Annotated in this window: 30 protein-coding genes; 16 read left to right on the top strand and 14 right to left on the bottom strand. The window is 69.7% G+C overall.

Going from position 1 to position 21,475, the window contains the following annotated elements; genetic code table 11:
• The first annotated feature begins 55 nt into the window (after positions 1 to 55).
• Positions 56 to 643 carry a hypothetical protein gene (locus tag ACQUQD_RS42105; RefSeq protein WP_428957838.1) on the top strand — a complete coding sequence of 196 codons (588 nt, stop codon included), beginning with the start codon at positions 56 to 58 and terminating at the stop codon, positions 641 to 643.
• Here ACQUQD_RS42105 and ACQUQD_RS42110 read toward each other — a convergent pair.
• The 3 genes from ACQUQD_RS42110 to ACQUQD_RS42120 all read right to left on the bottom strand — a co-directional run bounded on the left by ACQUQD_RS42110 (position 640) and on the right by ACQUQD_RS42120 (position 2,592).
• Positions 640 to 1,335 (bottom strand): hypothetical protein, encoded by a 696-nt coding sequence (locus ACQUQD_RS42110; protein ID WP_428957839.1) that lies wholly within the window; start codon positions 1,333 to 1,335, stop codon positions 640 to 642. The two genes, ACQUQD_RS42105 and ACQUQD_RS42110, sit on opposite strands and share 4 nt — an antisense overlap.
• 91 nt (positions 1,336 to 1,426) lie before the next feature.
• Positions 1,427 to 1,756: a hypothetical protein gene (locus ACQUQD_RS42115; protein WP_428957840.1), complete on the bottom strand. Its 330-nt coding sequence runs from the start codon at positions 1,754 to 1,756 to the stop codon at positions 1,427 to 1,429.
• Positions 1,753 to 2,592 (bottom strand): tyrosine-type recombinase/integrase, encoded by an 840-nt coding sequence (locus tag ACQUQD_RS42120; protein WP_428957841.1) that lies wholly within the window; start codon positions 2,590 to 2,592, stop codon positions 1,753 to 1,755. Before ACQUQD_RS42120 ends, ACQUQD_RS42115 begins: the two co-directional genes overlap by 4 nt.
• Before the next feature lie 372 nt (positions 2,593 to 2,964).
• Here ACQUQD_RS42120 and ACQUQD_RS42125 point away from each other — a divergent pair, with 372 nt between their 5' ends.
• Positions 2,965 to 3,192 carry a hypothetical protein gene (locus ACQUQD_RS42125; RefSeq protein WP_428957842.1) on the top strand — a complete coding sequence of 76 codons (228 nt, stop codon included), beginning with the start codon at positions 2,965 to 2,967 and terminating at the stop codon, positions 3,190 to 3,192.
• Between the two features lie 61 nt (positions 3,193 to 3,253).
• On the opposite strand, the gene ACQUQD_RS42130 is transcribed toward ACQUQD_RS42125, so the two are convergent.
• The 3 genes from ACQUQD_RS42130 to ACQUQD_RS42140 form a co-directional block, all read right to left on the bottom strand.
• Positions 3,254 to 3,625 carry a hypothetical protein gene (locus ACQUQD_RS42130; RefSeq protein ID WP_428957843.1) on the bottom strand — a complete coding sequence of 124 codons (372 nt, stop codon included), beginning with the start codon at positions 3,623 to 3,625 and terminating at the stop codon, positions 3,254 to 3,256.
• 9 nt (positions 3,626 to 3,634) lie between these two features.
• On the bottom strand, positions 3,635 to 4,555 hold the full coding sequence (locus tag ACQUQD_RS42135; protein ID WP_428957844.1) for a JmjC domain-containing protein: 921 nt from the start codon (positions 4,553 to 4,555) through the stop codon (positions 3,635 to 3,637).
• Between the two features lie 83 nt (positions 4,556 to 4,638).
• On the bottom strand, positions 4,639 to 4,929 hold the full coding sequence (locus ACQUQD_RS42140; protein ID WP_428957845.1) for a DUF397 domain-containing protein: 291 nt from the start codon (positions 4,927 to 4,929) through the stop codon (positions 4,639 to 4,641).
• Between the two features lie 537 nt (positions 4,930 to 5,466).
• Between ACQUQD_RS42140 and ACQUQD_RS42145 the strand changes: the two genes are divergently transcribed.
• Positions 5,467 to 5,730 carry a hypothetical protein gene (locus ACQUQD_RS42145; RefSeq protein ID WP_428957846.1) on the top strand — a complete coding sequence of 88 codons (264 nt, stop codon included), beginning with the start codon at positions 5,467 to 5,469 and terminating at the stop codon, positions 5,728 to 5,730.
• Complete coding sequence (locus ACQUQD_RS42150; RefSeq protein WP_428957847.1) at positions 5,727 to 5,930, top strand: hypothetical protein; 204 nt, start codon at positions 5,727 to 5,729, stop codon at positions 5,928 to 5,930. The genes ACQUQD_RS42145 and ACQUQD_RS42150 overlap by 4 nt, the downstream gene beginning before the upstream one ends.
• Positions 5,931 to 6,131: 201 nt before the next feature.
• On the opposite strand, the gene ACQUQD_RS42155 is transcribed toward ACQUQD_RS42150, so the two are convergent.
• From ACQUQD_RS42155 to ACQUQD_RS42175, 5 genes are all read right to left on the bottom strand, one after another.
• The gene (locus ACQUQD_RS42155; protein ID WP_428957848.1) at positions 6,132 to 6,617 is read right to left on the bottom strand and encodes a hypothetical protein; all 486 of its coding nucleotides are present in this window, start codon (positions 6,615 to 6,617) and stop codon (positions 6,132 to 6,134) included.
• Between the two features lie 86 nt (positions 6,618 to 6,703).
• Positions 6,704 to 7,657, bottom strand: coding sequence for a tyrosine-type recombinase/integrase (locus ACQUQD_RS42160; protein WP_428957849.1), 954 nt, complete (start codon positions 7,655 to 7,657; stop codon positions 6,704 to 6,706).
• Between the two features lie 15 nt (positions 7,658 to 7,672).
• On the bottom strand, positions 7,673 to 8,095 hold the full coding sequence (locus tag ACQUQD_RS42165; protein WP_428957850.1) for a hypothetical protein: 423 nt from the start codon (positions 8,093 to 8,095) through the stop codon (positions 7,673 to 7,675).
• Positions 8,092 to 8,268: a hypothetical protein gene (locus tag ACQUQD_RS42170; RefSeq protein WP_428957851.1), complete on the bottom strand. Its 177-nt coding sequence runs from the start codon at positions 8,266 to 8,268 to the stop codon at positions 8,092 to 8,094. Before ACQUQD_RS42170 ends, ACQUQD_RS42165 begins: the two co-directional genes overlap by 4 nt.
• Entirely contained in the window at positions 8,265 to 8,522 is a 258-nt protein-coding gene (locus ACQUQD_RS42175) for a hypothetical protein (protein WP_428957852.1), read from the bottom strand. The genes ACQUQD_RS42170 and ACQUQD_RS42175 overlap by 4 nt, the downstream gene beginning before the upstream one ends.
• A gap of 788 nt (positions 8,523 to 9,310) precedes the next feature.
• On the opposite strand from ACQUQD_RS42175, the gene ACQUQD_RS42180 reads away from it, so the two are divergent.
• Entirely contained in the window at positions 9,311 to 9,757 is a 447-nt protein-coding gene (locus tag ACQUQD_RS42180; protein ID WP_428957853.1) for a hypothetical protein, read from the top strand.
• 16 nt (positions 9,758 to 9,773) lie between these two features.
• Entirely contained in the window at positions 9,774 to 10,475 is a 702-nt protein-coding gene (locus ACQUQD_RS42185; RefSeq protein WP_428957854.1) for a VVA0879 family protein, read from the top strand.
• An 83-nt stretch (positions 10,476 to 10,558) separates the two neighbouring features.
• Here ACQUQD_RS42185 and ACQUQD_RS42190 read toward each other — a convergent pair whose 3' ends face one another.
• Together ACQUQD_RS42190 and ACQUQD_RS42195 are read right to left on the bottom strand one after the other, a co-directional pair.
• Positions 10,559 to 10,765, bottom strand: coding sequence for a DUF397 domain-containing protein (locus ACQUQD_RS42190; protein WP_428957855.1), 207 nt, complete (start codon positions 10,763 to 10,765; stop codon positions 10,559 to 10,561).
• On the bottom strand, positions 10,762 to 11,667 hold the full coding sequence (locus tag ACQUQD_RS42195) for a helix-turn-helix domain-containing protein (protein WP_428957856.1): 906 nt from the start codon (positions 11,665 to 11,667) through the stop codon (positions 10,762 to 10,764). Before ACQUQD_RS42195 ends, ACQUQD_RS42190 begins: the two co-directional genes overlap by 4 nt.
• A gap of 198 nt (positions 11,668 to 11,865) precedes the next feature.
• Here ACQUQD_RS42195 and ACQUQD_RS42200 point away from each other — a divergent pair, with 198 nt between their 5' ends.
• Entirely contained in the window at positions 11,866 to 12,405 is a 540-nt protein-coding gene (locus ACQUQD_RS42200; RefSeq protein ID WP_428957857.1) for an ATP-binding protein, read from the top strand.
• On the opposite strand, the gene ACQUQD_RS42205 is transcribed toward ACQUQD_RS42200, so the two are convergent.
• Complete coding sequence (locus tag ACQUQD_RS42205; protein ID WP_428957858.1) at positions 12,380 to 12,856, bottom strand: hypothetical protein; 477 nt, start codon at positions 12,854 to 12,856, stop codon at positions 12,380 to 12,382. The genes ACQUQD_RS42200 and ACQUQD_RS42205 overlap by 26 nt on opposite strands.
• Before the next feature lie 290 nt (positions 12,857 to 13,146).
• On the opposite strand from ACQUQD_RS42205, the gene ACQUQD_RS42210 reads away from it, so the two are divergent.
• The 9 genes from ACQUQD_RS42210 (at position 13,147) to ACQUQD_RS42250 (ending at position 21,446) form a co-directional block, all read left to right on the top strand.
• Complete coding sequence (locus ACQUQD_RS42210) at positions 13,147 to 14,229, top strand: hypothetical protein (protein WP_428957859.1); 1,083 nt, start codon at positions 13,147 to 13,149, stop codon at positions 14,227 to 14,229.
• Positions 14,226 to 14,498 (top strand): DUF3263 domain-containing protein, encoded by a 273-nt coding sequence (locus ACQUQD_RS42215; protein ID WP_428957860.1) that lies wholly within the window; start codon positions 14,226 to 14,228, stop codon positions 14,496 to 14,498. The genes ACQUQD_RS42210 and ACQUQD_RS42215 overlap by 4 nt, the downstream gene beginning before the upstream one ends.
• An 80-nt stretch (positions 14,499 to 14,578) precedes the next feature.
• Positions 14,579 to 14,992 carry a hypothetical protein gene (locus tag ACQUQD_RS42220; protein WP_428957861.1) on the top strand — a complete coding sequence of 138 codons (414 nt, stop codon included), beginning with the start codon at positions 14,579 to 14,581 and terminating at the stop codon, positions 14,990 to 14,992.
• Positions 14,989 to 15,549 (top strand): hypothetical protein, encoded by a 561-nt coding sequence (locus ACQUQD_RS42225; protein WP_428957862.1) that lies wholly within the window; start codon positions 14,989 to 14,991, stop codon positions 15,547 to 15,549. The genes ACQUQD_RS42220 and ACQUQD_RS42225 overlap by 4 nt, the downstream gene beginning before the upstream one ends.
• Entirely contained in the window at positions 15,542 to 15,805 is a 264-nt protein-coding gene (locus ACQUQD_RS42230; RefSeq protein ID WP_428957863.1) for a hypothetical protein, read from the top strand. The genes ACQUQD_RS42225 and ACQUQD_RS42230 overlap by 8 nt, the downstream gene beginning before the upstream one ends.
• A 135-nt stretch (positions 15,806 to 15,940) precedes the next feature.
• Positions 15,941 to 17,077 (top strand): hypothetical protein, encoded by a 1,137-nt coding sequence (locus tag ACQUQD_RS42235; protein WP_428957864.1) that lies wholly within the window; start codon positions 15,941 to 15,943, stop codon positions 17,075 to 17,077.
• A gap of 123 nt (positions 17,078 to 17,200) precedes the next feature.
• Positions 17,201 to 19,534 carry a hypothetical protein gene (locus tag ACQUQD_RS42240; protein WP_428957865.1) on the top strand — a complete coding sequence of 778 codons (2,334 nt, stop codon included), beginning with the start codon at positions 17,201 to 17,203 and terminating at the stop codon, positions 19,532 to 19,534.
• 143 nt (positions 19,535 to 19,677) lie between these two features.
• Positions 19,678 to 20,469, top strand: a complete 792-nt coding sequence (locus ACQUQD_RS42245; protein ID WP_428957866.1) for a hypothetical protein — start codon at positions 19,678 to 19,680, stop codon at positions 20,467 to 20,469.
• A 113-nt stretch (positions 20,470 to 20,582) separates the two neighbouring features.
• Positions 20,583 to 21,446, top strand: a complete 864-nt coding sequence (locus ACQUQD_RS42250) for a hypothetical protein (RefSeq protein ID WP_428957867.1) — start codon at positions 20,583 to 20,585, stop codon at positions 21,444 to 21,446.
• The last annotated feature ends 29 nt before the right edge of the window (positions 21,447 to 21,475 follow it).

Raw genomic sequence — 21,475 nt, forward strand, 5'->3', positions numbered from 1 at the left:
AGCGAACGCACGCGGGCCCTGACGCATTCCTTCACACTCCCGCTACCGTATGCACATGACACAGGGGGAACTGCCGGTCACCAACGGCATCGTCGCAGGCATCTGGATCCGCGACGGCAAGGACTACTACTACTGCAGAGGCGCCACCACCAACGGCCAGCCGCGCCTCGCCCAGCTCCACCAACTGCCCTACGGCAAAACCGTCTACAGCTACGACGGCACCACCTGGAGCAGCGAGCACGTCCCCTTCCGACTGCGCCCCGCCACCATCTTCTGGCTCGGCGCCATCGCCGCTCTCATCCTGCTCCTGAGCGCGGCCCTGTCCGGCCAGGACCCCATCCTGCTGAAGTTCGCCATCCCCATCGTCCTCATCGTCGGCGCCATAGCCGCGACCGTCGCCCAGACCGGCCCGCTCTACCCGGACGACGCGATCTCCGCCGCAGAGGCCCGCCAGGCCGCCTACGAGGCCCAGCAGGAAGCAGACCGCCACCGCGCCGAGAACTACGCGCGCCAGCAGGCCCGCCAGGCCCAGCAGATGCTCGGATGGCAGGCGGCGATCTGGGCACAGAACGCCGCCACCACCCAGGCCCTCCACCCCGGCCAGGACACCTACCGCCCCTACGGGCAGTCGCCCCCGCTCTAGGCCGCGCTCTTCTCCCCGTCCAAGGCCAGCAGCCAGGTCAGGCCCTCGGTGCCCGACCGGATCAGGCTGGTGCACTCCTTGCCGTCCGAGTCCACCAGCACGAACGGCGTGGACTGGCAGTTCATCGCCTGCCAGGTCCCGCTCCGCCGGAAAGCGTGGAACCGCACCTGCAGCACACCCCGGTCGGTCCTCATGACCAGCGCATAACAGGGCTGGGTCTCCAGTTCGAAGTCCTCGCGGCCGAACTCGATCGTCACCGACTTCGGATCGGCAGCCCTTGACCGGGCGGCCTCCATCAGGCCCATGACCTGACGCATCAGCAGCGGCATCCGCCACTGCTCCGGCACCGGCCGCAGCGGCGACAGAACAGGAACGCCCTCCTCCTCACCACTGAGGAACGCCCTCATGAAGTCGGCATACGGAAGGTCCTTCTCCACCGGCTCGCCGTCCAGGAAATAGCGCCTGGTGCACCGCCGCCACCCCGAGCCGCTCATCTTGTACAGCGACTCGACGAAGCCGCGCTCCGTCCGGTGCGAGACGTACCACTGTCCGTCCTGCTGATGCTCCAGCACGCTCGTGATCGACGTATACGGGTGGCCCGAGTCGTACTCGCGCTGCACGACGGCGGGCACCACATCCGGCGCCTCGGACTCTTCGGGCAGGGACAGCTGACTCACGAACTGAGGCGCCATGGCGCACTCCTTCACGATGGCGGGTTCTGTGGCGGGTACTCCCGCATTCTACGAACCCGCCGCCCCTCCAACTCCCGTTCCCGCGACCTCGTTACACACCCGCGCCCAGCGCCTCGCGCCCCTCACGGATCGCGGTCTCGGCGTCGGGCCAGCAGAACAGCCGGTCCACCGACAGCGCGCTGATCGACTCCTGCCAGCCCTCCCGCGTCCAGGCCCGGCCGCCGCCGTATCCCGGCACGGCCACGGCCCAGCCGCTCCCGTGCATCGGGCCCTGGCGGCTGACGCGCAGCTCCACGCCGCCTGCCTCGGGCAGCAGGACGCGGTAGGCGGTGGCGTCGGCAGCCAGCGCGCGGGCGGCAGCCAGCTCGTCTCGAAGCCGCTCGATCTCGGCCTGCAGCGCCGCCGTGGTGGGCTCGGTCACCTGGACTCCTTGAGTTCTTTCATCTCGCCGACCGGGCTGGGGGACAGGGCGACCATGTCGGGGGTGACACGGGCGGGAAGCGCCGGGTCGTCCGTGGCGTCGAGGGCACGGGCGCGGCGCAGGACTTCCTGCAGGATGGTGCGCGGGCTGGTGTTGGCATCCAGCCGGTGTCCCCGGTTGCTGACCAGCAGAGGCCCTCGGTCCTCGTGTGAGCCGGGCGGCTTCCAGGTGCGCACCTCCAGATACGCCTTCACCACCTTCCGGATCTGCTCGGGCATGGCATAGGCCCGGGTGCCGCCGCCTTTCTGCCACAGCTCTATGACCATGCGGTGCTGCTCGAACACCACGTGGGCCAGGTTGATCTCGGTGACGGCGCGCGAGCGCACCCCGGCCAGCTGCAGGTAGGTGAAGAGCCGGTCGCGCTCGGCGAAGGGGCCGTCGATGGCGTCGGCGCCCCGGCGCAGCAGGTCCATCTGGACCCCGCCCAGCTTGGGTGTCTCGGGCTCGTCCTGCGGGCGCCCTCGCAGCTCGACGAGCGCCGGGTCGGCGTCGGTGTACCGGAAGTGCATGGCGTACGTGTAGAAGGCGCTGACGGCTGACTGGCGCAGCGCCCGGGTGCGCACGGCGCCGCCGCGCACGTCCAGCCATGTCTTGACGTGGGAGGGCTGAGCGCTCCAGGCGCCGATGGGCACGGTGTCCTCGATGAAGACGAGCCAGTCCTTGACGATGTCGCCGTACCGCTCGGGACTGGTGCCCTGCAGCAGGCGGCCTTCCTTGCCCCGGCGGTCGAGGCTGTCCTCGGCGAGCCAGGCGGCCAGAGCGGTGCGCGGGTCCATGGCGGGTCATTGTGGCACCCGCCGCTGACAGGCTCAGCCCCGGCGAGCGGGACGTGCTGCATGGAGGGCACCCTATCCAACCTCCACTTTATACAACAGCCGGTACCGCCACCCAGTTGCGAGGGTGGGCTGAGGCAGTGCGGAACGTGCAGGGCGGCGCCGCGCGTGTGCGGGTTAGTGGATGGTGCCCGGCTGTTGTATAAAGTCAGTGTTCTCGGGCGGAACCGTCACACCCGGACAGGGCTGAACAGCCGGAACACGGCAGGAAGTTCAAGAAGGACGTGGCGGGTGTGGCGGTGGCGGAGCACCGAGTCTGCCACGCGGCACGTCCCGTGCGCCAACACCCGGCCGCCCGTGTCCTACGCTCTCCTGGTGAGCACCGCCGAGGAGACCTCCGCCCCCGAGGGCCTGTCCTGCACCGCCTGCGGCACGACCGTGCCCCGGCCGCCGCACGACGGCCGCTCCTGGGCACCGCTGTGGGACGCAGGCTGGCGCTGGCTCGGCTCCCTCAGGGTGTTCTCCTGCCCCGCCTGTCCGCCCGTCGTCCTGGTCGACGCCGACGGCCGCCACCGGCGCGCCCCCGCCGTACAGGCCCGCTGAGCGCACGAAAGGGCCCCGCCAGCGCCAGGAGACGCGGACGGGGCCGTAGGACCGCAGAGGGTCAGTGCCGGGCCGTGCAGGCGATGAGCCCGCGCGAGCAGTAGTTCTTCGACGTCGACCAGTAGCCGTAGACGACATCACGCATGGTCGTCTCGCACATCCGGGCCCGTGAAGCCTCCACCCTGTCCTTGATCGGGTAGTGCGCGGCGTCCTGCGGGACCTGGGCCGTCAGCTCGCCCTCCAGCCAGTCCAGCGCCTTGTCGATCTCGTCCTCGGTGAACGTCTGCACCGTCGGCATCGTGCCGATCCACTGGGCGATCTCCGAGCGGGGGTGCTCCCTGGGGGCCACGCCCCGGCGGACCTCGGCGTCGGTGTATCCCCGGCCCTGGTAGCTGAAGGCGTGCCAGTGCATCTGGGGCGAGGTGGTCGTCACGGGCCGACCCTAGCGCAGGCGCGGCGTCGGGGAGTCGGGCTCGGTGAGCGCGATCCGGCGCAGCGTGTCGGCCATCTCGGTGGTGTCGATGCTCATCAGGGCGCCTCCCAAGATCGCGCGGGCGTCCTCGACCACGTCCTGCGTGTCGTCGAGCAGGCGGGCGGGCGAGATGCCCGCGCGTGCCTCGGCGTCGTCCAGGATGTGGCGGGTGATGACCCCGGCGATCTCCTCGACCGCCCAGTGCAGGGTGCGCTGCTTGAGGGCGAAGGTCAGGTGCAGGCTGGGCTCGTCGCCGTCGCGGTTGTGCGGGGAGTGAACCCAGCCGCGCGGCAGCCAGAACACGTCGCCCGGCTCCAGGATCACCTCCTGGTGCGGGGGCTTGGTGGCGAGGAACTCGCGCTCCTCCTCGGTGAAGCCGCGCCGCCGGAAGTTCGCGTACTCCTCGACCGGGTTCTCGACGAACGGGCGGTGCAGCGGCCACGCCTTGCGGCCGTGGATCTGCAGGACGAGGGTGACGTAGGGGTCGAAGTGGTAGCGCAGGCCGTGCTCGCGCGGCGGCGTGAGGTAGCCGTTGAAGTGCGTCTCGTAGCCGGTCTCGGCGGCGACCTCGCGGCGCAGGACCGAGAGGGCCGGGTTGATGGTCTGCAGGCGGCGGATGGACAGCGAGCAGCCGTCCTGGAGGTACCGGCGCACCGCGCCAGGGTTGGGCATGTCGGGGGTGGCGCTGTACTCGCGGTCGTCCACGGTCTCGCCGTCGCGGATGAGGCGGACGTTGCGGTTGGGCAGGCAGTCGGTGTCGATGAGCCGGTCCACGGCGTCCATGGTGATCAGGTGGTCGAACGCTCCGGCGCCGTGGTGGTACGTGCGGGGCTCGGTGGGCCAGTCGCTCAGGAGGTCGGCGGCGTCGGGAACCAGGTCGGCCAGCGGCATGAGGTGCTCCGTTCACGTAGTGGGAAGGGCGCGGCGCCCAGGACCACCGTTCGGTCCTGGGCGCCGCTGGGGTACCGGGGCGGTCAGGCCGTGGCGTCGCCGGAGATCTCCGGGATCGCCTGCATCTGCCGGAAGAGGCCGCGCATCTCGGCAAGGGTGCCGCGCAGCTCCCTGCCGCTGTCCTCGGGCTTGTTGCCGTTGACCGAGTAGCCGCCGCCGACCAGCTCGGCGACGCCGAGGCAGGACTCCATGTCGGTGTTGCTTCCGTCGGTGTTGCACAGGTAGGTGTGCGGGCCGACGAGGGCGGCGCCGTACAGGCCGGTGGTGGCCTGGCGGGCCGGGTCGGAGGGGACGTTGGCGGGATCGTGGGACATGGTTCCTCCAAGACGTGAGGTTCCGTCTGCGGCGCCCCTGATGGGGTGCCGGAGTGAGCGCACCGTGATCCAAAGTGACCGTGTGATCACTGGCTGTGCCCTCACCCACGAAGCTATGACAGATTCTCAGTCTCGGGAAGATGTCACCGAGGATTGGCATATGCGCCTATGCGAAGGCCCCGTCCGCGCGGTCTCCGAGTCGCGCGAACGGGGCCCTGGCGCGCCCGAGCCTCACCGCCCGGATGGTGGCGGCACCCCGTCGGGTGGGCTGGGTCGAGCTGCGAAGCGCACGCCTTCCGCGTCTCGCGGACGGAAGTGGCGCCCTTCCTGCCACGTCTGGCAGGAAGGGGTTCGCGCGGGCGGTTGCCCGCCGAGGCTCGGACGCTGCCAGCCGCAGGACTCCACCCTCCAAGGGAGTCCGGCTGACGGCAGGAGCGTACTGACAGATTCTCAAATGCGCGAATCTGCAGGTCAGTTGACGCCGCTCCTGTCAGCCGCCGCCCACGCGCCCCAAGGGGCGGAGATAAGGAGCCGACCATGCCGCCACGTTCCCGCCGCACCCCGAAGCAGGCCCTGCCCGAGCGCACCGAGATGCGTGTGCCCATCTGGCCCGAGCGCGCCTGCCGGGACCTGGTCACCGGCGAGTTCGCCAACCACTCCTGCGACGTCGTCGAGGGCCACCTGGGCCCGCACGCCGCGCTGGCCGTGCCGCAGTCGGTCGCGCAGCGCCTGGCCTGGGAGAACAAACACCCGGACAAGCTGGAGCCGACCGCCGCCGCCGACCCGTTCCACGGCCAGTGAGCGGTGAGGGCGCGTTCCCTGCGCCCCTGTCGGCCGACCCGGGCGCAGGCCTGCACGACGCGGCGGTGGCCGCCCTCCAGCGCCTCCACAACCATCTCGCCGTCACCCGACCCCGGGCGCTGGCGGCGGCAGCCGACGGCGAGGACGCCGTCGACATCGCGGTGCGCCTGCTGGACCGGCTGCCACCCGAACAGAAGTGACAGGCGATCAATTATGCAAATGTGTCACCCAGTTGGCCCGGATGGTGCACAGTAGGACGTGCCCATCCCCCACGGGATGCAGCGCCTCCCTGTACGGCGGGCGCGGCCTTGACTTCGAGTCGGCTGCGTCCGCCGTGGGACAAGAACACGAGAGCCCCCGCCGGTTGGTCCCACCGGCGGGGGCTCTCGTACGTCCGCACCTCAGTCGTCGAGGCTCTCTTCCTTCATCCGGTCCAGCTGGTCGACCCACGCCCGGTACACCGGCCCGAGCACCGGGCGCGCCGGAACGCCGGTGACCTCGCTCTCCGCCTTGGCCCGCTCGATGCTGAGGTGCTCCTCTTCCATCAGGGCCCGCCACAGAGCAGTAGTGGCCTCCGACCACTTGCACGGATTGCGGGCCTGAAAGGCCGCGATGTGCGCGTTCAGAACGTTGTCGCCGCGCCAGGTCTTCTGCTTGACCGGCGCAGCCCGCACAGCACCCTCCGCCTGCAGCAGACCGCCGGGCAGCAGCTGGAAGTTCAGCTCCTCCTCGACCGGCTTGGGCTGCGCAGGGGCCAGCTCGACCACCTTCCCTGCAGTCTTCTGGGGCATGGAGGCCGGGGACGGGGCGGCCTTCTGCATGTCCCCGGACTCCTGAGGCTGCCTGCTCTGCAGATAGGCCTTCTTGCGGGCGGCACTGGTACCCATACTGTTCTCCGTGTCGTCCGTAGTGGGGTATCGGCCACACTTTACCGCGACATCTCGATTGAACGACATCGAGATGTCGCAGTGTCTCACGCGGTTGCGAGGAAGTCCGCTAGCTGCAGCACAGGGGCCTCGTCGATGTCGGTGATGGACATGTCGTAGCGGTTTGTGGTGCGCGGGTCGGCGTGGCCCAGCCAGCGCTGCACCTTCCGCAGCGGCACGTCGGCGTCGAGCATCAGGGTGGCGCAGGTGTGCCGTAGCCCGTGCGGGGAGATGAGGGTCACCCGGGCAGCCCTGCAGGAGCGGGTCACGATGGTGGCGATGCGCCGGTTGGTCAGCCGCTTGCCGTCGGCGCACAGGATGAGAGCGTCGTCCGGCTGACGGTTCGGCCGGGTGGCCAGGTGGGCGTCGATCGCCTTGGCCGCTTGCGGCGGCACCACCAGCGTCTGCGTCTTCGACCGCTTGCGTGTGATCTTCAGGGTGCGGTGGCCGCGCGCCTCGCCGTAGTGGCGGATGTTGGCGTTCTCCAACTCCGCAGAGCGCAGCCCCAGGTTCAGCAGGGTCTCGCAGACGGCCGCGTCGACCGTGCCGTACTCCCAGGACATCGCGCGGAAGGCGCGGGCCTGGTCCTTGTCCAGGCCGAGGGTCTGGGACTCGTCGGAGACCTCGATGCGGTGCTTCTTGCGCCACGGCGTGCGCTGGATCTGGAACGCCTGCGGGTACTCGTCCAGCCCGTACTCGTACCAGGAGTTCATGGCCGACAGGGCCTGGTTCACCGAGCCGGGGGCCAGGGCCTCTTGCAGGTCGGCCGACCACTGTGCGGAGTGCTCGCGACGTGCGGCCAGCGGTGAGACGTCGTTGTCGACGCCCCAGTCGAACCAGTAGCCGATGCACCGGGTGTACGCCCGCCGGGTGTTGGGGTTCTTGATCTCCAGCAGCCACTGCCGCTCGATCTCCGCGCACACCCGCTGGATGTACGCCTCGTTCTCGTCCAGGCGCAGTTCACCGGCGGAGGGGACGACGAGGTCTGTGGTGATCGGCATGGGAACGATCTTGCCTCAGCTCTCGCGGGCGGGCTCGGCGGCGCTGTACAGCCGCTCGATCTCGGCCGTACAGGGCTTGCAGGTGCTGTGCCCCCATCCCAGGGAGACCACGGCGAACTCCTCGCGGTCGAACCAGGTGAAGCAGCCGCCACACAGTTCCTGCCGCGCGGGGTCGGCGGGCGGCTGGCAGTGCAGGCGCCAGCCGGTCTTGCGCTCCTTGCCCTGCTTGGTCGTGCCGCTCTCGTGCAGGTTGCGCAGCGCCACCCACCGGTATCCGCCCAGGCCCGTCCCGCCGGACGGGTCCCAGACCTCGACCTTGTCGGCGACGACTCTCGTCACGACGAACGGCTTGCCGGGATAGGCATAGGTCGGCGGGCGGCACGGCACGTACGTCTGCTTGGGTCGCACCTCGAACGGCGCGGGATCGGTGGCGGTCATGGCACCTCCGGCGGGTCCACGCGGGTCATCGTGACTCCGTCGCCGAGGAAGCCCAGGAACGCCTCGGGGGCGTTCGGGCGCTCCTTGACGTCGAAACAGTCCCAGGAACAGAAGCCGCTGGTGTTCTGCGGCTCCGGCTCGTACGGCTCCTTGCACTCCAGGCAGCGCATCATCCCGCTGCCTTCTGCACTCGGAGGTCAGGCAGGCCGTGCTCGCGCATGAGGTCGGCCGCCGTCTCGATCAGGGCACCGCTCAGCTCGACCTCCATGACGGAGACCAGCTCGGGATGATCCTCGGCGCGGTGCCCCCACTCGTCCAGCAGCCCGGCGGCCAGGTCGCGCATTCCGGACAGTGGTGAGAAGTAATGAGCCGAGAGGTGCTCGTACAGGCTCCGGGGGAGGGCGACATGATCCTCAGGGAACGGCATGCCGAGATTCTTTCATACCCCCAGGGGGGAGTCGTCGGTAATGCCAGTTATCGACGTGCGTTCCCTGGCAGACTGCCCGCTATGACGAACACGTGGGGTGCAGAGGTCACATGACGGCCCCGGGGCGCCGCGAGATCGGCCGCACGCGGCAGGGTCCGTACGACCCCCGCGCCAACGAGGACTGCGGCCACCCTGCGGGCGGCCGACACCGAGGGCCACCAGGGTCACCCGCTCTGCGGCGGCCGAGATGTCGCCCGCGCGATACCCCGGCGGGTAGACCGACGCCGTGTACTCAACTGAGCATCCGGAGTGCGGCGTTCAGCATTCGTTTATCGCTTCATGAAAGGCATATGCCTACAGGCCGGAGGAGGTTGTGTGCAGCACGCACAGACTCCTCACAGCCTCCCCACGTAAACATCGGTAACCGGCTGACCTGCTGCGTCGTTCTGGCCTGTAAGTGATCCAACCACCGATTCGCCCGGCGACTCGAACGCAAGTTCGATACGGTCGGGGAGTGAACCGAGCAGTCGAGATCAGCGTCAGCACCGGAGGATCGTTCTGACAGAAGCGTGCAGGGCTAAAAAGTTGAAGGGCTGAACGAATGGCGACGCGGTCGTCGCGTTGCACTCACCCAATGGATAGGGTAAGTTCAACGTTCAGCAACAGTGTTTCCACTTTCGCTCTACCCGCCTTTCAGAGTGATCAGAACCCGCCACTGATCACAAATCTCTCAGTTCCAGCAGAGGGGTGAATTGGGCGTTTCTCGTGAGCAGCGGAAAGGCAGGTAAATGAGTGGGGACAAGCCGACCGAGGGACCGGCCCCCGAATCGGAATCCGGAGAAAACGAAATCTACCTGCGCCGCCTCCCGCCGCGTGCGTGGCTGATTGCCCTGGGAACCCTGACCGTGGGACTTTTCGCTGGCTTCTCGATCGCGTCGCAGTCGGTGCCGCCTGCGCCGCTGCCCGAGGCGTCGCCGTCGACCCAGGCGCCGACCGCGAACACCATCCCGGGGACTGGGACGTTCTGGGTCGGCCCCGATGTCACACCCGGGCTGTATCACTCGTTCCAGAACGATGAGTGCGAGTGGGAGCGTGCCCGTGACGCCAGCGGTGAGAGCCGGGCTGTCATCGCCCGCGACCAGAGCAGCGGCGACGCGTATGTACACCTGAAAAAGGGCGAGTTCTTCGACACCACAGGCTGTACGAAGTGGCGTCGCGTCACCAATACCGAATGATCACCACGGAGGACTGATGGCACCCGCCACCATCGAGAACCGCAAGCTGACCCGCCCCGAGTTGATAGCCGAGGTCCGCACCCGCTTCGGTGACGACACCGACCGCTGGGCCTTCGTCTGTCCCTCCTGCGTCGACGTTGCCAGCATCGCCGACTGGCGCACCGCGCTGGAGCAGAACGAGATGCAGGACAGGAACGGTGAGCGCATCCTCGACCCGGGGCGCCTCATCGGCGAGATGTGCATCGGCCGGGCCCTGGGCTGCCTCAAGGGGCCCCAGGAGGGCTGGAAGGGGCGCGGCTGCGACTGGCTGGCCGGTGGCCTCTTCAGGGGGCCGTGGGAGGTCCAGGTGAGCGGCGAGGGGGAGCCGCTGCGCTTCGCCGCCTCGTTCGCCGTTGCCGACGGCGACGACCCGCTGACGGCCGTCCATCGCTACCTGCCGGACCGGTTCGGGCCGCTGGAGATCGAGGGCACCCGTATCGTCCGCGTGCCGGACACTGGCGCCAACTGGGGCCGTACCGGCCCCTCGACGGTCGTTCACCATCTGCGGATCAGCGACCGCTGCCCGGCCTGCCAGGGGCCGCGCGGCGAGGTCACCCCGTTCAACGCGATCAACGACGGTGAGTGGTACAACGCCGACAAGTGGGAGAACCCCTGCGGGCATCCCGACTGGTACCAGGATCTGCTCGGCAAGGCGGGGTTGAGCGAGAGCCGTGTGTGACCGACAGTGGTAGTGCTTTACACGTAGCGGGCCCCCGACAGCTCGAATGTCGGGGGCCCGCTCGCGTTATGCGTAGTGGTGTGTCAGCTGGCGGTGTGGCCGATGAACGCGGTCCACGCGGCCGGGGTGAGCTTCACGACGGGGCTCGCGGAGCCCAGCTTGGAGTCGGCGACGCCGACCGCGTCGGTACCGATCTCGCGGCCCTGGTATAGGCAGTTCTCCCCGGAGCCGCTCTCCGACGACTTGTGCATGCCCATGTAGCCGGGCACGTGGAACTGCATCTGCTTCATTCGGGTTTATCCCCTTTTCCGTTGTCCCGGCCGATCCGGCCGAGAACGTTCAGCAAGTACCGGCGCGTGTCGTTGATCGACAGCGCCTGGCTGACGAGGCGCTCGAACCGCGTGCGGTAGACCCGCACTTGGTCCTCTACGTCGATGAACGCCCCGTCGCCGTAGCCTTCACGGTGGACCAGGTCGATATCGTCGATGGTCATGCACGTGAAGGAGCCTGAGAGACCGGCGTGCGGCCCGCTGGACTGCAGGACCACCTGAATCGTTGCCTTGGTCTCCCCGAGGTTGAGAAGGTGCTGAAGCTGGTCGCGGTGCGCCTCGGGGTCGTTCATGGTCGGCGGCGTCAGCAGGGCCGCCTCGCCGACGATCGCCCACACCATGGGCGCGTTGTCCTTGCGTTCGAGGAGCTTCTTGCGCTCCTCGCGCAGGGCGATGTGGGTGTCGATCGTGCCGGGCTCGACCAGCGGCTGGCCGGGCTCGGCCAGCATGCCCGCGCGGATCACCTGCTCGGAGACTCGCTTCGTCTGCAACAGCCCGGGGATGACGCTCAGTTCCCAGAATCGCAGCTCGTCGGCCATGTCCTCCGCGTCCGCGTAGTCGCGGTACGACGGGCCGACCAGGCCGCCGGACGCTGCCCAAGGGCCCTTGAGCTTGGCCTTCTTCGACCACTCCGTCCACTTCGCGACCTCGGAGGGGTCGGTGATGCCGTACAAGTCGATGTAGAACGGCACCATGGTCGTCTTGACGGCCGTGTGGCCCGACTCGTGCCGGTAGATCGCGGCCTCGGACACGTTGGCCCGCTCCGCGACCTCCTCCACTGTCATGCCCTTGGCCATGCGGGCCTTCTGCAGCCGCCTGCCGAAGATCTTGGTCCGTGGCGTCGGCCGGGTGTTGTACGGCATCGAGTCCCTCCCCGTGTCGGGGTCAGTCTGCACTGCAAACCTGCCTGCAGGCCACCAGACGAACATGCGAATTCTCAGTTTTGGGGGGTTGCATAAGTGTGACTCTTCCGGAACGGTGGTTGTCAACCCGCCTGCGGCAGCGCCGTTCTGACGGCCTGTCGGCATGGAACCCGCCACTCACGCTTCGGGAGTTACACCATGCACTCCCCGTCACGCCGTTCCGCCCTGCGTCGCCTGGGGCCGTACAGGAAAGATCTCTACGAGCGCCCGTACGCCTGCGCCCCGGACAGCGTTCCCCGGGCCCGTGAGCACCTGCGCCAGGCAGGCGAACAGGCTCAGCTCGGCGAGGACTTGATCGAGATCGCCGCACTGGTCTTATCAGAGCTGGCCACGAACGCCGTCCGTCATGCCAAGGATGTCCGGGAGCGTCCGAGCTTCACCGTTTCCGTGTGCGTTGTGGGTCGTCGCCTTCGCTCATTGCGACTGGAAGTGTATGACCACGACGCGGCGAACGTGCCTGCGTTCCCGGACCCCAAGGACGCGCCAGAGCTGCTGTACAGCATCGACCCGATTGAGGACGGCGGCCGGGGCCTGGCGCTCGTGGCCACCAGTGCCGACCGCGTAGGTGTGACCCCGCGCGGCCGGGACGGAAAGACCGTCTGGTGCGAGGTTCGCCTGCCGGAGCAGGCGAGCTGGTCCTGCAGGGCTGTGCCTAGTCGAGCCGAGGACTCCGCCTGAGGCGCTCGGCGAGGTATGCCAGCGCCTCCAATGTGGGGTAGATGGCTGCACGGCCCTCGCCTTCGATGTCGACCGGCGCGACGGGGCACGCGCCTTCCGTCATCAGCTTGCGGACCCATGCCTCGGTGACGTTGAACCGGGCTGCCAGCCCCTTGTGTGTGATGAGAGCGCCCGGCCGCCAGTCGATGCGGCTGCCGTGCGTGCAGGCGACGCTGACAAGCCGCTCCATGGTGCCGCCCACGGCCTCCATGGCGACCTCGCAGGCGTGCAGGGCTTCGCCGACGGCGCTGTCGGCGAACTCTCTGTCGAGGACCATCGTCAGTGTCGTCGTCGGCCGGGCCTCGACTCGCGCCTCCTTGACCAGGTTCATGCTCTCCAAGGCCGTTCCGGTCTCTGCGGCACCGTCGTCGGTAAGCCCTCGCTGGTCGGTCTTCACGTGCACGGTCCACATGGGCGGCCTCCTCGTTGTCCCTCTCGGGCCTGGTGGTCTCGAACGCGCACCGCACGCTCGTCGCTCGCCCGGGTGACAGGCACGGCCGCCGTTGTGGCGGCCGTGCCGTTCGTTGGCGGGCGGCGAGGAAAGAACTTTCCCAAAAGACTTGCGCTAGCGCAACTGCGTGGGTGAGACTCTGTCCCGTCGAGATATTTTCATTTCGCCTGAACCCGCCAATTAGCAGGCGCAGTGAATGCTCGTCAAGAAATCCCGCCAGGATAATTCCCGCCACGCTGTCAGGAGTCCCCATGGACCCTGTTGATCTGGTGCGCCTCATGCACGAGCTGCGCACTGTCGACGCCGAGACCGAAACCATTTCCGTGGACGAGCTTGTGCCCGGCCACGTCCTCGCCTCCAGCAGTGAGAAGTGGAGGCGGCACGTTGTCACGTCCGCGCCGCTGCTGGTGAGCGAGAAGACCGCCCGCGTGCCCGTCAGGCACCTGCACGGCGGCCACAACATCACCCCTCGCCTGCGGCGCGCCACGAGCCTCACGGTGTACAGGCAGCGCCTGAGCGTCGGCTCGCTCTCTGCGGTCCCCGTCGTTCCGCGTGCCTTCGTTCCCGATGAGCCCACGGTCGGCGACCGCGTCTATCACCAGTTCACGGAAGTCGAGCACCTGGGTGAGAACCGTTGCTACCAGTACGACGGCTCCGAGTGGGTGTTCGTCGAGGACAAGAGCGACGGGTACCGCGCGCGGAAGACCGTGACGGTCTTCAAGGAACTCGGCTCCGTCATGCGCCGGTCCACCGAGGTGTCACCGGACGGCTGGTACACCTACGTGCCCGCCGGGCACCGCCCGCACCTGTACATCGACGGCACCGCGCTGCCCGCCCGCACCGCCGAGCAGCTGCAGCTGGACGACGTCATCCGTATCCCTGGCGGCGGCCGTCTGCAGGTGGTCGACCTGGTCCGCCGCCCGCAGGTCACCACCATCACCCTGCGCCTGGTGAGCCGTTCGTTCCACGCCCTGAAGCACTTCACGTACCAGTACGCCGAGGGCACCGTCCTCGTTCACGAGGACTCCGGCCGTACCCGTGCCCTGTACCCGACCGAGGCCCGGCCGCACGAGCTGATCACGGCCTCGGAACTCCGGCCGATGGACACCGTCATTTCTGGCTGCGGCACGTCGCACACCTGCGTCGACAGCGTCGAGGACGTGTGGCACCTGCCGGTGTCGGCCTCGGTCCGGGTGGAGGCGACAAGCGCGGACGGCCGCACGTGCAGGCACACGCAGATGGGCAATGCCCGCCGCTTCGTTCTGCTGCACCGCTCGGACCCCGTCCACGCGTTCGCCGCCGAGCCGCTGCTGCCCGTGCGGAGCCACGCGTGACCGAGGAACTGTTGCCCGGCAAGACACCCGCCAGCGCCGAGCCGCTCGGCGAGCGGGAGCGCCGCATCCTCGACGGCCACGACCGTCTTGCCTCCATGGCGCCGGGGCCGCGCGAGCGGCACATCCGCGAGCAGCTCGGCATGGCCCCCGTGCGGTACTTCCAGGTCCTCAATGCGCTGCTCGACGACCCCCGCGCGCTGCAGTACGCCCCCGTCACCGTCAACCGTCTGCGCCGCGTGCGCGACGAGAAGAGAGCCACGTTCCAGTGAAACCCGCCCCCTCCTGCGACTCGTGCTGCACCGACTCGGCCGGTGCACCGCGCGTGCGGTGTGCGCGCTGCAACGGGCAGGTGCATGCAGACTGCCGCGACCTCTTCGCCGTCTGCTACGCCTGCCGTTACCGCCAGGCCCGGCGCAACAGCATCGCGGGCGACATGCTCCCCGGCCACCACGCCGGACGCGCCCCGTTCGGCAAGAACAGGCCGACGTCCGCGACCCAGGGTCTGGAGGTGCCGTCCGTCGGCAGCGAGAAGCACCGCGACGGCCGCAGCCTCGTCGAGGTCCGCATCCTGACGGCCGCGATCTGGTCCGGATGGCGCATCGACAGCACGGCCGAGGACATCACGACCCTGCGCAAGCACGGTTACGGGTACGTCCGGCTTCACATCAGCGTCTCGGGCCGGATCGCCCACGTCTCCACGCACCGCCAGTACCTCGAACGCGCCGCCGCCCGCGTGATCTCGTACCTGGAGGAGAGCAAGTGACCGAGCCCGTTCTGCCGAAGCCGATCAAGCCCCGCGTGCTGAAGAAGACCCACGGGGAGGACGGCTACCGGACCACCGACGGCCGGTACATGGTGCTGCCGCAGCGCTACGGCGTCGACCGCCGGGTGCGGTTCTGGAAGGCCATCGACCTCACCGTTCCGCGCGAGGACCCCCGCCGCTCCCGCGACTTCGTCGACCTGGACGCCGTCCGGCGCACCCTGTGCGCGCCGGGCAACCGGGTGCCGTGGCTGGTGTGCGACATGGACCAGGGCGTCATGCACGTCGCGGAGTCCCGGCGGGCGGCCGTTGCGTGGGCCGCCTCGCACGCCGATGCACCGGTGCGCCAGCGCGAGCACGCCAAGGGCTCCACCTGCTACGACTACACGTTCGGGTTTCCCGGCGAGGACTCGAATACGTGCCTGTTCGTCATGCGCGCCGACCATGCCGCCAGGCACCGTTTCGATCCCGTTCAGGAGCCCTGGTTCCCCTACGCGGACCACCCGCACACCGAGGGGCCGCGCGCCCTGCAGGAGGCCGCCGAGCGCGACCATGTCTGAGGCGTGCGGGGCGCTGCACCCCGAAACGCCCGACGTGGTGTGCGACCGTCGGCCGCACGCGATGACGGGATTCCACCACAACCGCCTTGCGGGGCTGGTGTGGGACGCGGCCCCGCTGCCCAGTGCCCGCCCGCGCGGCCGGGCTGGGCTGGCCGAAATGGCCGCCCGCTCCATTCGCTCGGGCCGTACCGGTTCCGCCGCCGACGCCGTGGAGGGATGGGCCCGTCAGGAGGGCGAGAAGGGCCAGGGGTTCTGACCGGCCGTGCGTGCGTGTCCGCCGTACCGTGGGCGCCTGGTGCGATCTGCACCGGGCGCCCTTTCGGCACCCCGCTAGACAACGCACTGAACAGTACGCTACGGTGTGGTCATCAAGCCCGCCGAGGAGACCCACATGACGCAGCAGTTGCCCCAGATCGCCGCAGTCCTGGCCGTCACGCCCGAGCAGCTCGCCACCATGACCGAGCCGGAAATCGACTGGCTGAACGCGGCCCTGGACGCGGAGTACGCCCGCCGTAACGTCGAGCAGGCCCGCGCCTGGGATCGCCTGTTCGCCGCCGTCGGCGAGGAGAAGGAGCAGCGGGGCCGCCGCCGCGTCTACACCACGCCGCGCAACGAGGTCGAGGAGAAGGCCCGCGCGCTGGTCGCCGACCCGCCCGCCGAGGCTCCCGCCCACCTCAAGCGCTACGCCCCCTCGCTCACTGCCGACAAGTACGTGCAGCGCGTCGCGTCGGCCCTGCGGGACCTGGACGCCGTCGGCACCAAGATCGCCGAGCTGTCCCAGGGGCCGCGCAGCATCCTGAGCGGTGAGTGGACACGCCGGGGAGGCTGGCCCCGGTTCTTCTCAGTCACCTCCAGCAACGACGGCCACACCCATAAGACGAACTCCCGCTACGGCTGCTCCTCGTTCCGGGACTCCACTACGTTCGGCTGGCACCCCGAACTGTCCGGCCTGACCGAGGCCGAAGCGGTCAAGGCGCTCGGTCCGACTCTGTGCTCTCTCTGCTTCCCGTCCGCGCCGACCGAGTGGCGCCGCGACCCCGAGGCGGTCAAGGCCGAGGCCGAGGCGGGCAAGTGGTGCGCCGGGTCCGGCGAGCATGTGGAGCTGGATGCGAGCATGGCCCGCCGGGTCTCCAAGTATGCGAAGTGCCCCACGTGCGGGGAGAGCGTCAGCGTCACGTCCACGTGGAAGCTGCGCAAGCACAAGGCCAAGGCCGCCCCGGCCGTCGAGACGGCGCCCGAGGCTCCGGCGGCCGAGCCGGTTCAGGTCGAGGTAACGCTGTACCGCCGGGCCGACGCCACGGTGTACGGCCTGGTGCGCGCCGATCTTCCGCAGGGGGCCCGCATGGTCGACCTGCTGGCGGACACGGTGCGCACGGCGGTCAGCGCCGCCCGCAAGGCGCCGGGCGGCCAGCAGGTGACGCTCTCCAGCCTGATCGCGGTGGCCACGGTCGGCGGCCAGCGGTATGCGGCCGACGGTGACGGCCAAGAGTACGAGGTGAGCATCCAGCTGTCCGAGAAGAGCGGCTGACCAGCATCAATACGGCCCCGCCCGGACCTTCCCCGGGCGGGGCCACCGGCTTTCCCGAACCGCTCGACACGCACTGCTCAGTACGCTAGGTTGGTCTCACTACCCGCCAGGAAGGACCCCGCAATGAGCGTGAAAAACCCGAACGCAGCCCAGGTCAGCAAGGTGCTCGGCGCCAAGGCCAAGGGTTGGAAGGTCACCCGCGAATCCGGCCAGCACATCGACTACAACCTGAACCAGTCCATCGGCGCCCGCTTCCCCGTCGCCCTGGTCACCTTCACGCTCACCGCCAGCTCCGAGACCGTCGCCGAGGCCGTCCGCACCCTGACGGCCGCCGGATACCACGCGCAGCAGATCCTGGGCCCCACCCCCGGAGGGGGCACCCGCGCCCGCGTCGTCGTCCGCTCGCAGGAAGACCTCGACGACCAGGCCGCCCGCGAGCAGCGCGCCGCCAACGCCGACGCCGAGGCCGAGAAGCTCGTCCCCGCCACCGCCCGCGTCCGCGTCCGCATCACGACCTTCCCCGACCACGCCCGGCGCACGGGCACCGAGGACCGCGCCGCCGTCCTCACCCTGGTCGCCGCATCCCTGCGCGAGCACCACACCGACGTCATGGACGCCCACGGCATCGGCCGCGAGTGCATGGCCGACTGGGACCTGTTCCCGCATCAGGACCGCATGGCCGGACTGAGCACCCGCGTTCAGGGCAAGCACGCCACCGTGCTGCTGATCCCCGTGGATGACTCCGGCCCGGCCGCCCCCGCTACCCCTGCCCCGGCCCTGTCGGCCGACGAGCCGCCCGCCCGCGACGCCGTCGGGGGCACTGTCCTTCCCGCCGGGCACACCCTCGGGATTCCGGCTCGGCACGCCGACAGCCGCGAGGCGGCCGACGCCGCCGCCGCGCTGCTGGTCGCCGGGCACCGCGCGGCCGAGCTGGCGAATGAGACCGATGACGACGACGTCGACCAGGCGCACGGCACCGGCTTCAAGATCGAGGTGCGCGAGGACGGGCGGGTCCTGGTCTACCACCTGGTCGCCGGTGTCGACGCCTGGCACAGCCTGGCCGACGCCGACCGTCGGGCCGTCCTGCGCACCTACCGGGACACCCTCCACGCGGCCGGATGGGAGGTTGACGGGCGTGTCTTCCGTGCCGTGCACGCCTGGCGCGCCGCCCCGCTGCCCGAGGGTGTGACCGTGGAGCAGACCCGGGGCGAGCGCCTCGCCGAGATCACCGCGCCCGCCGCCGCTCAGGAGCCGCAGCGGTTCACCGTCAAGAAGGTCTCCGGCACCGCGCGCGGCGTGTGGGACCGCACCGGCGACCGGTGGGTGCGCATCGGTCTGCAGGAGGCGTGCCAGGAGGCCGCCGACGGCCTCAACGGCGGCGCGCTCGAACTGGACGCGCTCGGCCGCATCAAGCCCCTGCAGGACTCCGACGACGGTCCGTACGAGGTCTACATGCGCCCCGACGTCGGCTATGCCCCGGACGCCCGTCCCGCCACGCTGGCCAGGGCGCAGCAGATCGCCGAGGACGGCGCGACCGTGCTCGGCTGGAACGTCAAGGGGCTCGGCTATGTGTGGGAGTTGGGCGACAGGGACGCCCGCCACGGCACGGCCGCATGGAAGCTGCGCGACGTGTACGAGTGGGCGAAGCCGACCGGGATCAGCGTCGAGGGCCCGCTGCGCGAGGACGACGATGAGCACACCATGCCGCGCCTGACCGGGCACCGGGTGGTCGTCGAGCGGCCGGAGAAGGGCAGTCACCGCGTGGTGGCCCTGTTCGAGGAGCGCACCGGCGCGCGGCTGTATGCCTCGGACACCTGGAGCCCGCCCGCCGTCGGCTCCCTCGCGGGGGACGCGATTCGGCTGCGCCGGGGGCATCTGAAGGAAGCGGCTGCGCTGGCCGCGCTCGATGACGCCACCGCATACGTCATGTACGAGACGGATGAGGAGCCGGTGCAGGCGGCGACCGCCGAGCAGGTGCGTGAGCGTCTGCGCCGGGCGCGCGCCGAGGCTGGGCCGGAGCTGCGCAACGGGCACAGCTCGCCCCGGATGACCCTGGAGCACTCCGGCACCTCCTGGATCACCACCCTGCACGCGTACACCCGCAACGGGAGCCGCAGCCTGCGCAATCAGCGCTCCATCGTGGTGCGCCCGGCCGTCGTCGACCGCGCGGCGTCCATGATCCAGGAGGCCACCGGGGACGGCGTCATCTGGCCCGTGGCCAAGCCGGGCGTCGAGGTTTTCGGCCCGTGGGTGCGTGACGTGCCCGGTCACGCCGACCGGGTGATCGTCTCTCGCGTGGCCTGTGGCTCCCACCAGCGCCCCGCGCACGAGCCTGCCGCCGAGAACTGGGACGGCCACATGGGCGCGTACCGGGACGTCCTGGAGGGCGCTGGGTGGGTCCTGCGCGAGGAGACGGCCGACGGTTGGATTTTCCAGGAGCCCTCTGACCAGCAGTGATACAGATCGTGGTGCCCACTTCGGCAAATCCTGTTGAGTACGCACTGAACAGTACGCTAGAGTGGGTACCACGACGACGGGGCAACCGCCCCGAAGTCGCCCGCACCACACCTTCCGCCACCGCCACGCAAGGAGACACCCACATGAGCACCTTCGACCTTTTGACCCCCGCCGAGGCTGTCGCCGCCGCCCAGAACACCGCCCCCGCACACCAGCGCATCGACGGCCTGAAGGGCGTGGACGCCGACCGCATCCCCAACGTGACCCCCGAGGCGCCGTGGCGCGCGCACGCCCACCTCGACAAGTTCAAGGACATCGTGCGCGTCGAGTGGGCCGAGGACGCCGACCCCGGCACGGCCGAAGTCTTCTACGCCGACGACACTACGGACCTCATCAAGCGTGACGGCTTGCTCCTCGTCGAGCGGCCGATCCTGTCCACCCGCGAGAAGGTCGAGGCCAACAAGGCCAGGATCAACGACGAGACGCTCCCGATCGAGGTCCGCCGCGCCGCCTTCCGCCTGCACAACGATCACTCGCGTCTGAGCGGAGGCCCCGTTGAGGAGCCCGAGTTGCGCCGTGTGGAGTCGTCCAGTCAGGACCTGGACAGCGAGACCGGTTACGACGGTACGAACTGGCCGACGCACGCCGTCGAGTTGTGGATCATGAACGATGGCAAGTTCATCGACACCGCCCGCAACTTCGCGCGCTTCGACGAGTCCGGCAAGCAGCTCGCCGAGTACATCACCCGCCTGCTCACGGACCGCGACGCACTGCCCGTTGAGGAGCGCCGCCGCATCACCCTTGACGACACCCACACCCTTGGCCTCGTCGCCGACGACCTCACCCGCCAGGGCAGCGGCAGCGCCACGACCACCGAGGCACTTGCCAGCATCGACTGGACCCGCATCGCGGGCACGCTGACCGACGGCGAGTAGCACCACGGCCCCGGCCCCGCCCGCACGGGCGGGGCGCCCGGACCGAGGCGGGTTCGACTCCCGCCCGGGGCGCCCACCATCACATCCGCCACCATCACCCCGAGGGGGACACTGTGAGCACGCTGCAGAGGGCCGACGAGGACCGCGCCGGACGCCTGGGCCTGGAGGTCTGGAAGAGCGTCCTTCCGCACGCTGAGGGGCTCCTGCCCTACCGCGAGCGCCGCCACACGGACGACGTGCCCGCCGCTGCCCGTCCCGAGCGGGTGACCAGCGCCGACCAGCTCCGCGTCGGTGACCTGGTCTTGGTGCTGGACGCCAGCCACCGGGGGGAGTCCCGCGTGATCAGCGACCTGACGCGGCTGACCGTGCGCGAGCTGTTCACGGGGTACGAGGCTGTGCGCCGAGTCGTCACGGTGTCGCCTGCCAGCATTACCGTGCACTCGGGGCTCAACATCCCCATGGGCGGCTGGGGTTCGTGCGACCCCGACAAGATCGCTGAGCCCAGGCACGCCGACGCGTACCCGCCTGAGCGCATGATGATCAACGCGAAGCGCGCGGTTCTCGTGCGCCTCGGCACTGCGGCCGACCTCGTCGAGGCGTGCCGCAACCACGCCTCGTACAACGAGTGGCGCGCCGCGTACCAGGAGGCCGCCGCCGAGGACGCGCAGGCGCGCGATGAGGCCAAGGCCCGGCGCAAGGTCCGCGACGCAAAGCGCGCCCCGCTGCTGGCCGCCGCCGAGGCGTTCAACACCCTCGCTGGCGACAAGCTCGTTCGGCTGCAGGCGTTCGGCAAGGGCCTGGACGAGGTCGGCGAGGTGGAGATCCTCGTGAAGTGGCTCGCCGACGGCGGCCGCCTCGTGACGTACGTCGCCGGACTGCACGCGACCGGCAAGCTCAGTGACCAGGAGCACGTCGAGGCGCTCGGCTACCTGCGCACCCTCGGCCTCTGCACCGACGACGACATCCCCACGGCCTGAAGGAGAAGCTGTGAGCGCCCCTGTCTCCC

Source organism: Streptomyces sp. cg35 (genome assembly GCF_050410835.1).
Taxonomy (GTDB): Bacteria; Actinomycetota; Actinomycetes; order Streptomycetales; family Streptomycetaceae; genus Streptomyces.

Bases quoted from the DNA above. Each gene is read 5' to 3' on its own strand.
- ACQUQD_RS42175 (WP_428957852.1), bottom strand. From the start codon at position 8,522: ATGCCGTTCCCTGAGGATCATGTCGCCCTCCCCCGGAGCCTGTACGAG.
- ACQUQD_RS42145 (WP_428957846.1), top strand. From the start codon at position 5,467: ATGCCGCCACGTTCCCGCCGCACCCCGAAGCAGGCCCTGCCCGAGCGC.
- ACQUQD_RS42155 (WP_428957848.1), bottom strand. From the start codon at position 6,617: ATGGGTACCAGTGCCGCCCGCAAGAAGGCCTATCTGCAGAGCAGGCAG.
- ACQUQD_RS42140 (WP_428957845.1), bottom strand. From the start codon at position 4,929: ATGTCCCACGATCCCGCCAACGTCCCCTCCGACCCGGCCCGCCAGGCC.
- ACQUQD_RS42190 (WP_428957855.1), bottom strand. From the start codon at position 10,765: ATGAAGCAGATGCAGTTCCACGTGCCCGGCTACATGGGCATGCACAAG.
- ACQUQD_RS42195 (WP_428957856.1), bottom strand. From the start codon at position 11,667: ATGCCGTACAACACCCGGCCGACGCCACGGACCAAGATCTTCGGCAGG.
- ACQUQD_RS42200 (WP_428957857.1), top strand. From the start codon at position 11,866: ATGCACTCCCCGTCACGCCGTTCCGCCCTGCGTCGCCTGGGGCCGTAC.
- ACQUQD_RS42110 (WP_428957839.1), bottom strand. From the start codon at position 1,335: ATGGCGCCTCAGTTCGTGAGTCAGCTGTCCCTGCCCGAAGAGTCCGAG.
- ACQUQD_RS42210 (WP_428957859.1), top strand. From the start codon at position 13,147: ATGGACCCTGTTGATCTGGTGCGCCTCATGCACGAGCTGCGCACTGTC.
- ACQUQD_RS42105 (WP_428957838.1), top strand. From the start codon at position 56: ATGACACAGGGGGAACTGCCGGTCACCAACGGCATCGTCGCAGGCATC.
- ACQUQD_RS42180 (WP_428957853.1), top strand. From the start codon at position 9,311: ATGAGTGGGGACAAGCCGACCGAGGGACCGGCCCCCGAATCGGAATCC.
- ACQUQD_RS42235 (WP_428957864.1), top strand. From the start codon at position 15,941: ATGACGCAGCAGTTGCCCCAGATCGCCGCAGTCCTGGCCGTCACGCCC.
- ACQUQD_RS42165 (WP_428957850.1), bottom strand. From the start codon at position 8,095: ATGACCGCCACCGATCCCGCGCCGTTCGAGGTGCGACCCAAGCAGACG.
- ACQUQD_RS42245 (WP_428957866.1), top strand. From the start codon at position 19,678: ATGAGCACCTTCGACCTTTTGACCCCCGCCGAGGCTGTCGCCGCCGCC.
- ACQUQD_RS42170 (WP_428957851.1), bottom strand. From the start codon at position 8,268: ATGATGCGCTGCCTGGAGTGCAAGGAGCCGTACGAGCCGGAGCCGCAG.
- ACQUQD_RS42230 (WP_428957863.1), top strand. From the start codon at position 15,542: ATGTCTGAGGCGTGCGGGGCGCTGCACCCCGAAACGCCCGACGTGGTG.
- ACQUQD_RS42135 (WP_428957844.1), bottom strand. From the start codon at position 4,555: ATGCCGCTGGCCGACCTGGTTCCCGACGCCGCCGACCTCCTGAGCGAC.
- ACQUQD_RS42120 (WP_428957841.1), bottom strand. From the start codon at position 2,592: ATGGACCCGCGCACCGCTCTGGCCGCCTGGCTCGCCGAGGACAGCCTC.
- ACQUQD_RS42205 (WP_428957858.1), bottom strand. From the start codon at position 12,856: ATGTGGACCGTGCACGTGAAGACCGACCAGCGAGGGCTTACCGACGAC.
- ACQUQD_RS42185 (WP_428957854.1), top strand. From the start codon at position 9,774: ATGGCACCCGCCACCATCGAGAACCGCAAGCTGACCCGCCCCGAGTTG.
- ACQUQD_RS42160 (WP_428957849.1), bottom strand. From the start codon at position 7,657: ATGCCGATCACCACAGACCTCGTCGTCCCCTCCGCCGGTGAACTGCGC.
- ACQUQD_RS42240 (WP_428957865.1), top strand. From the start codon at position 17,201: ATGAGCGTGAAAAACCCGAACGCAGCCCAGGTCAGCAAGGTGCTCGGC.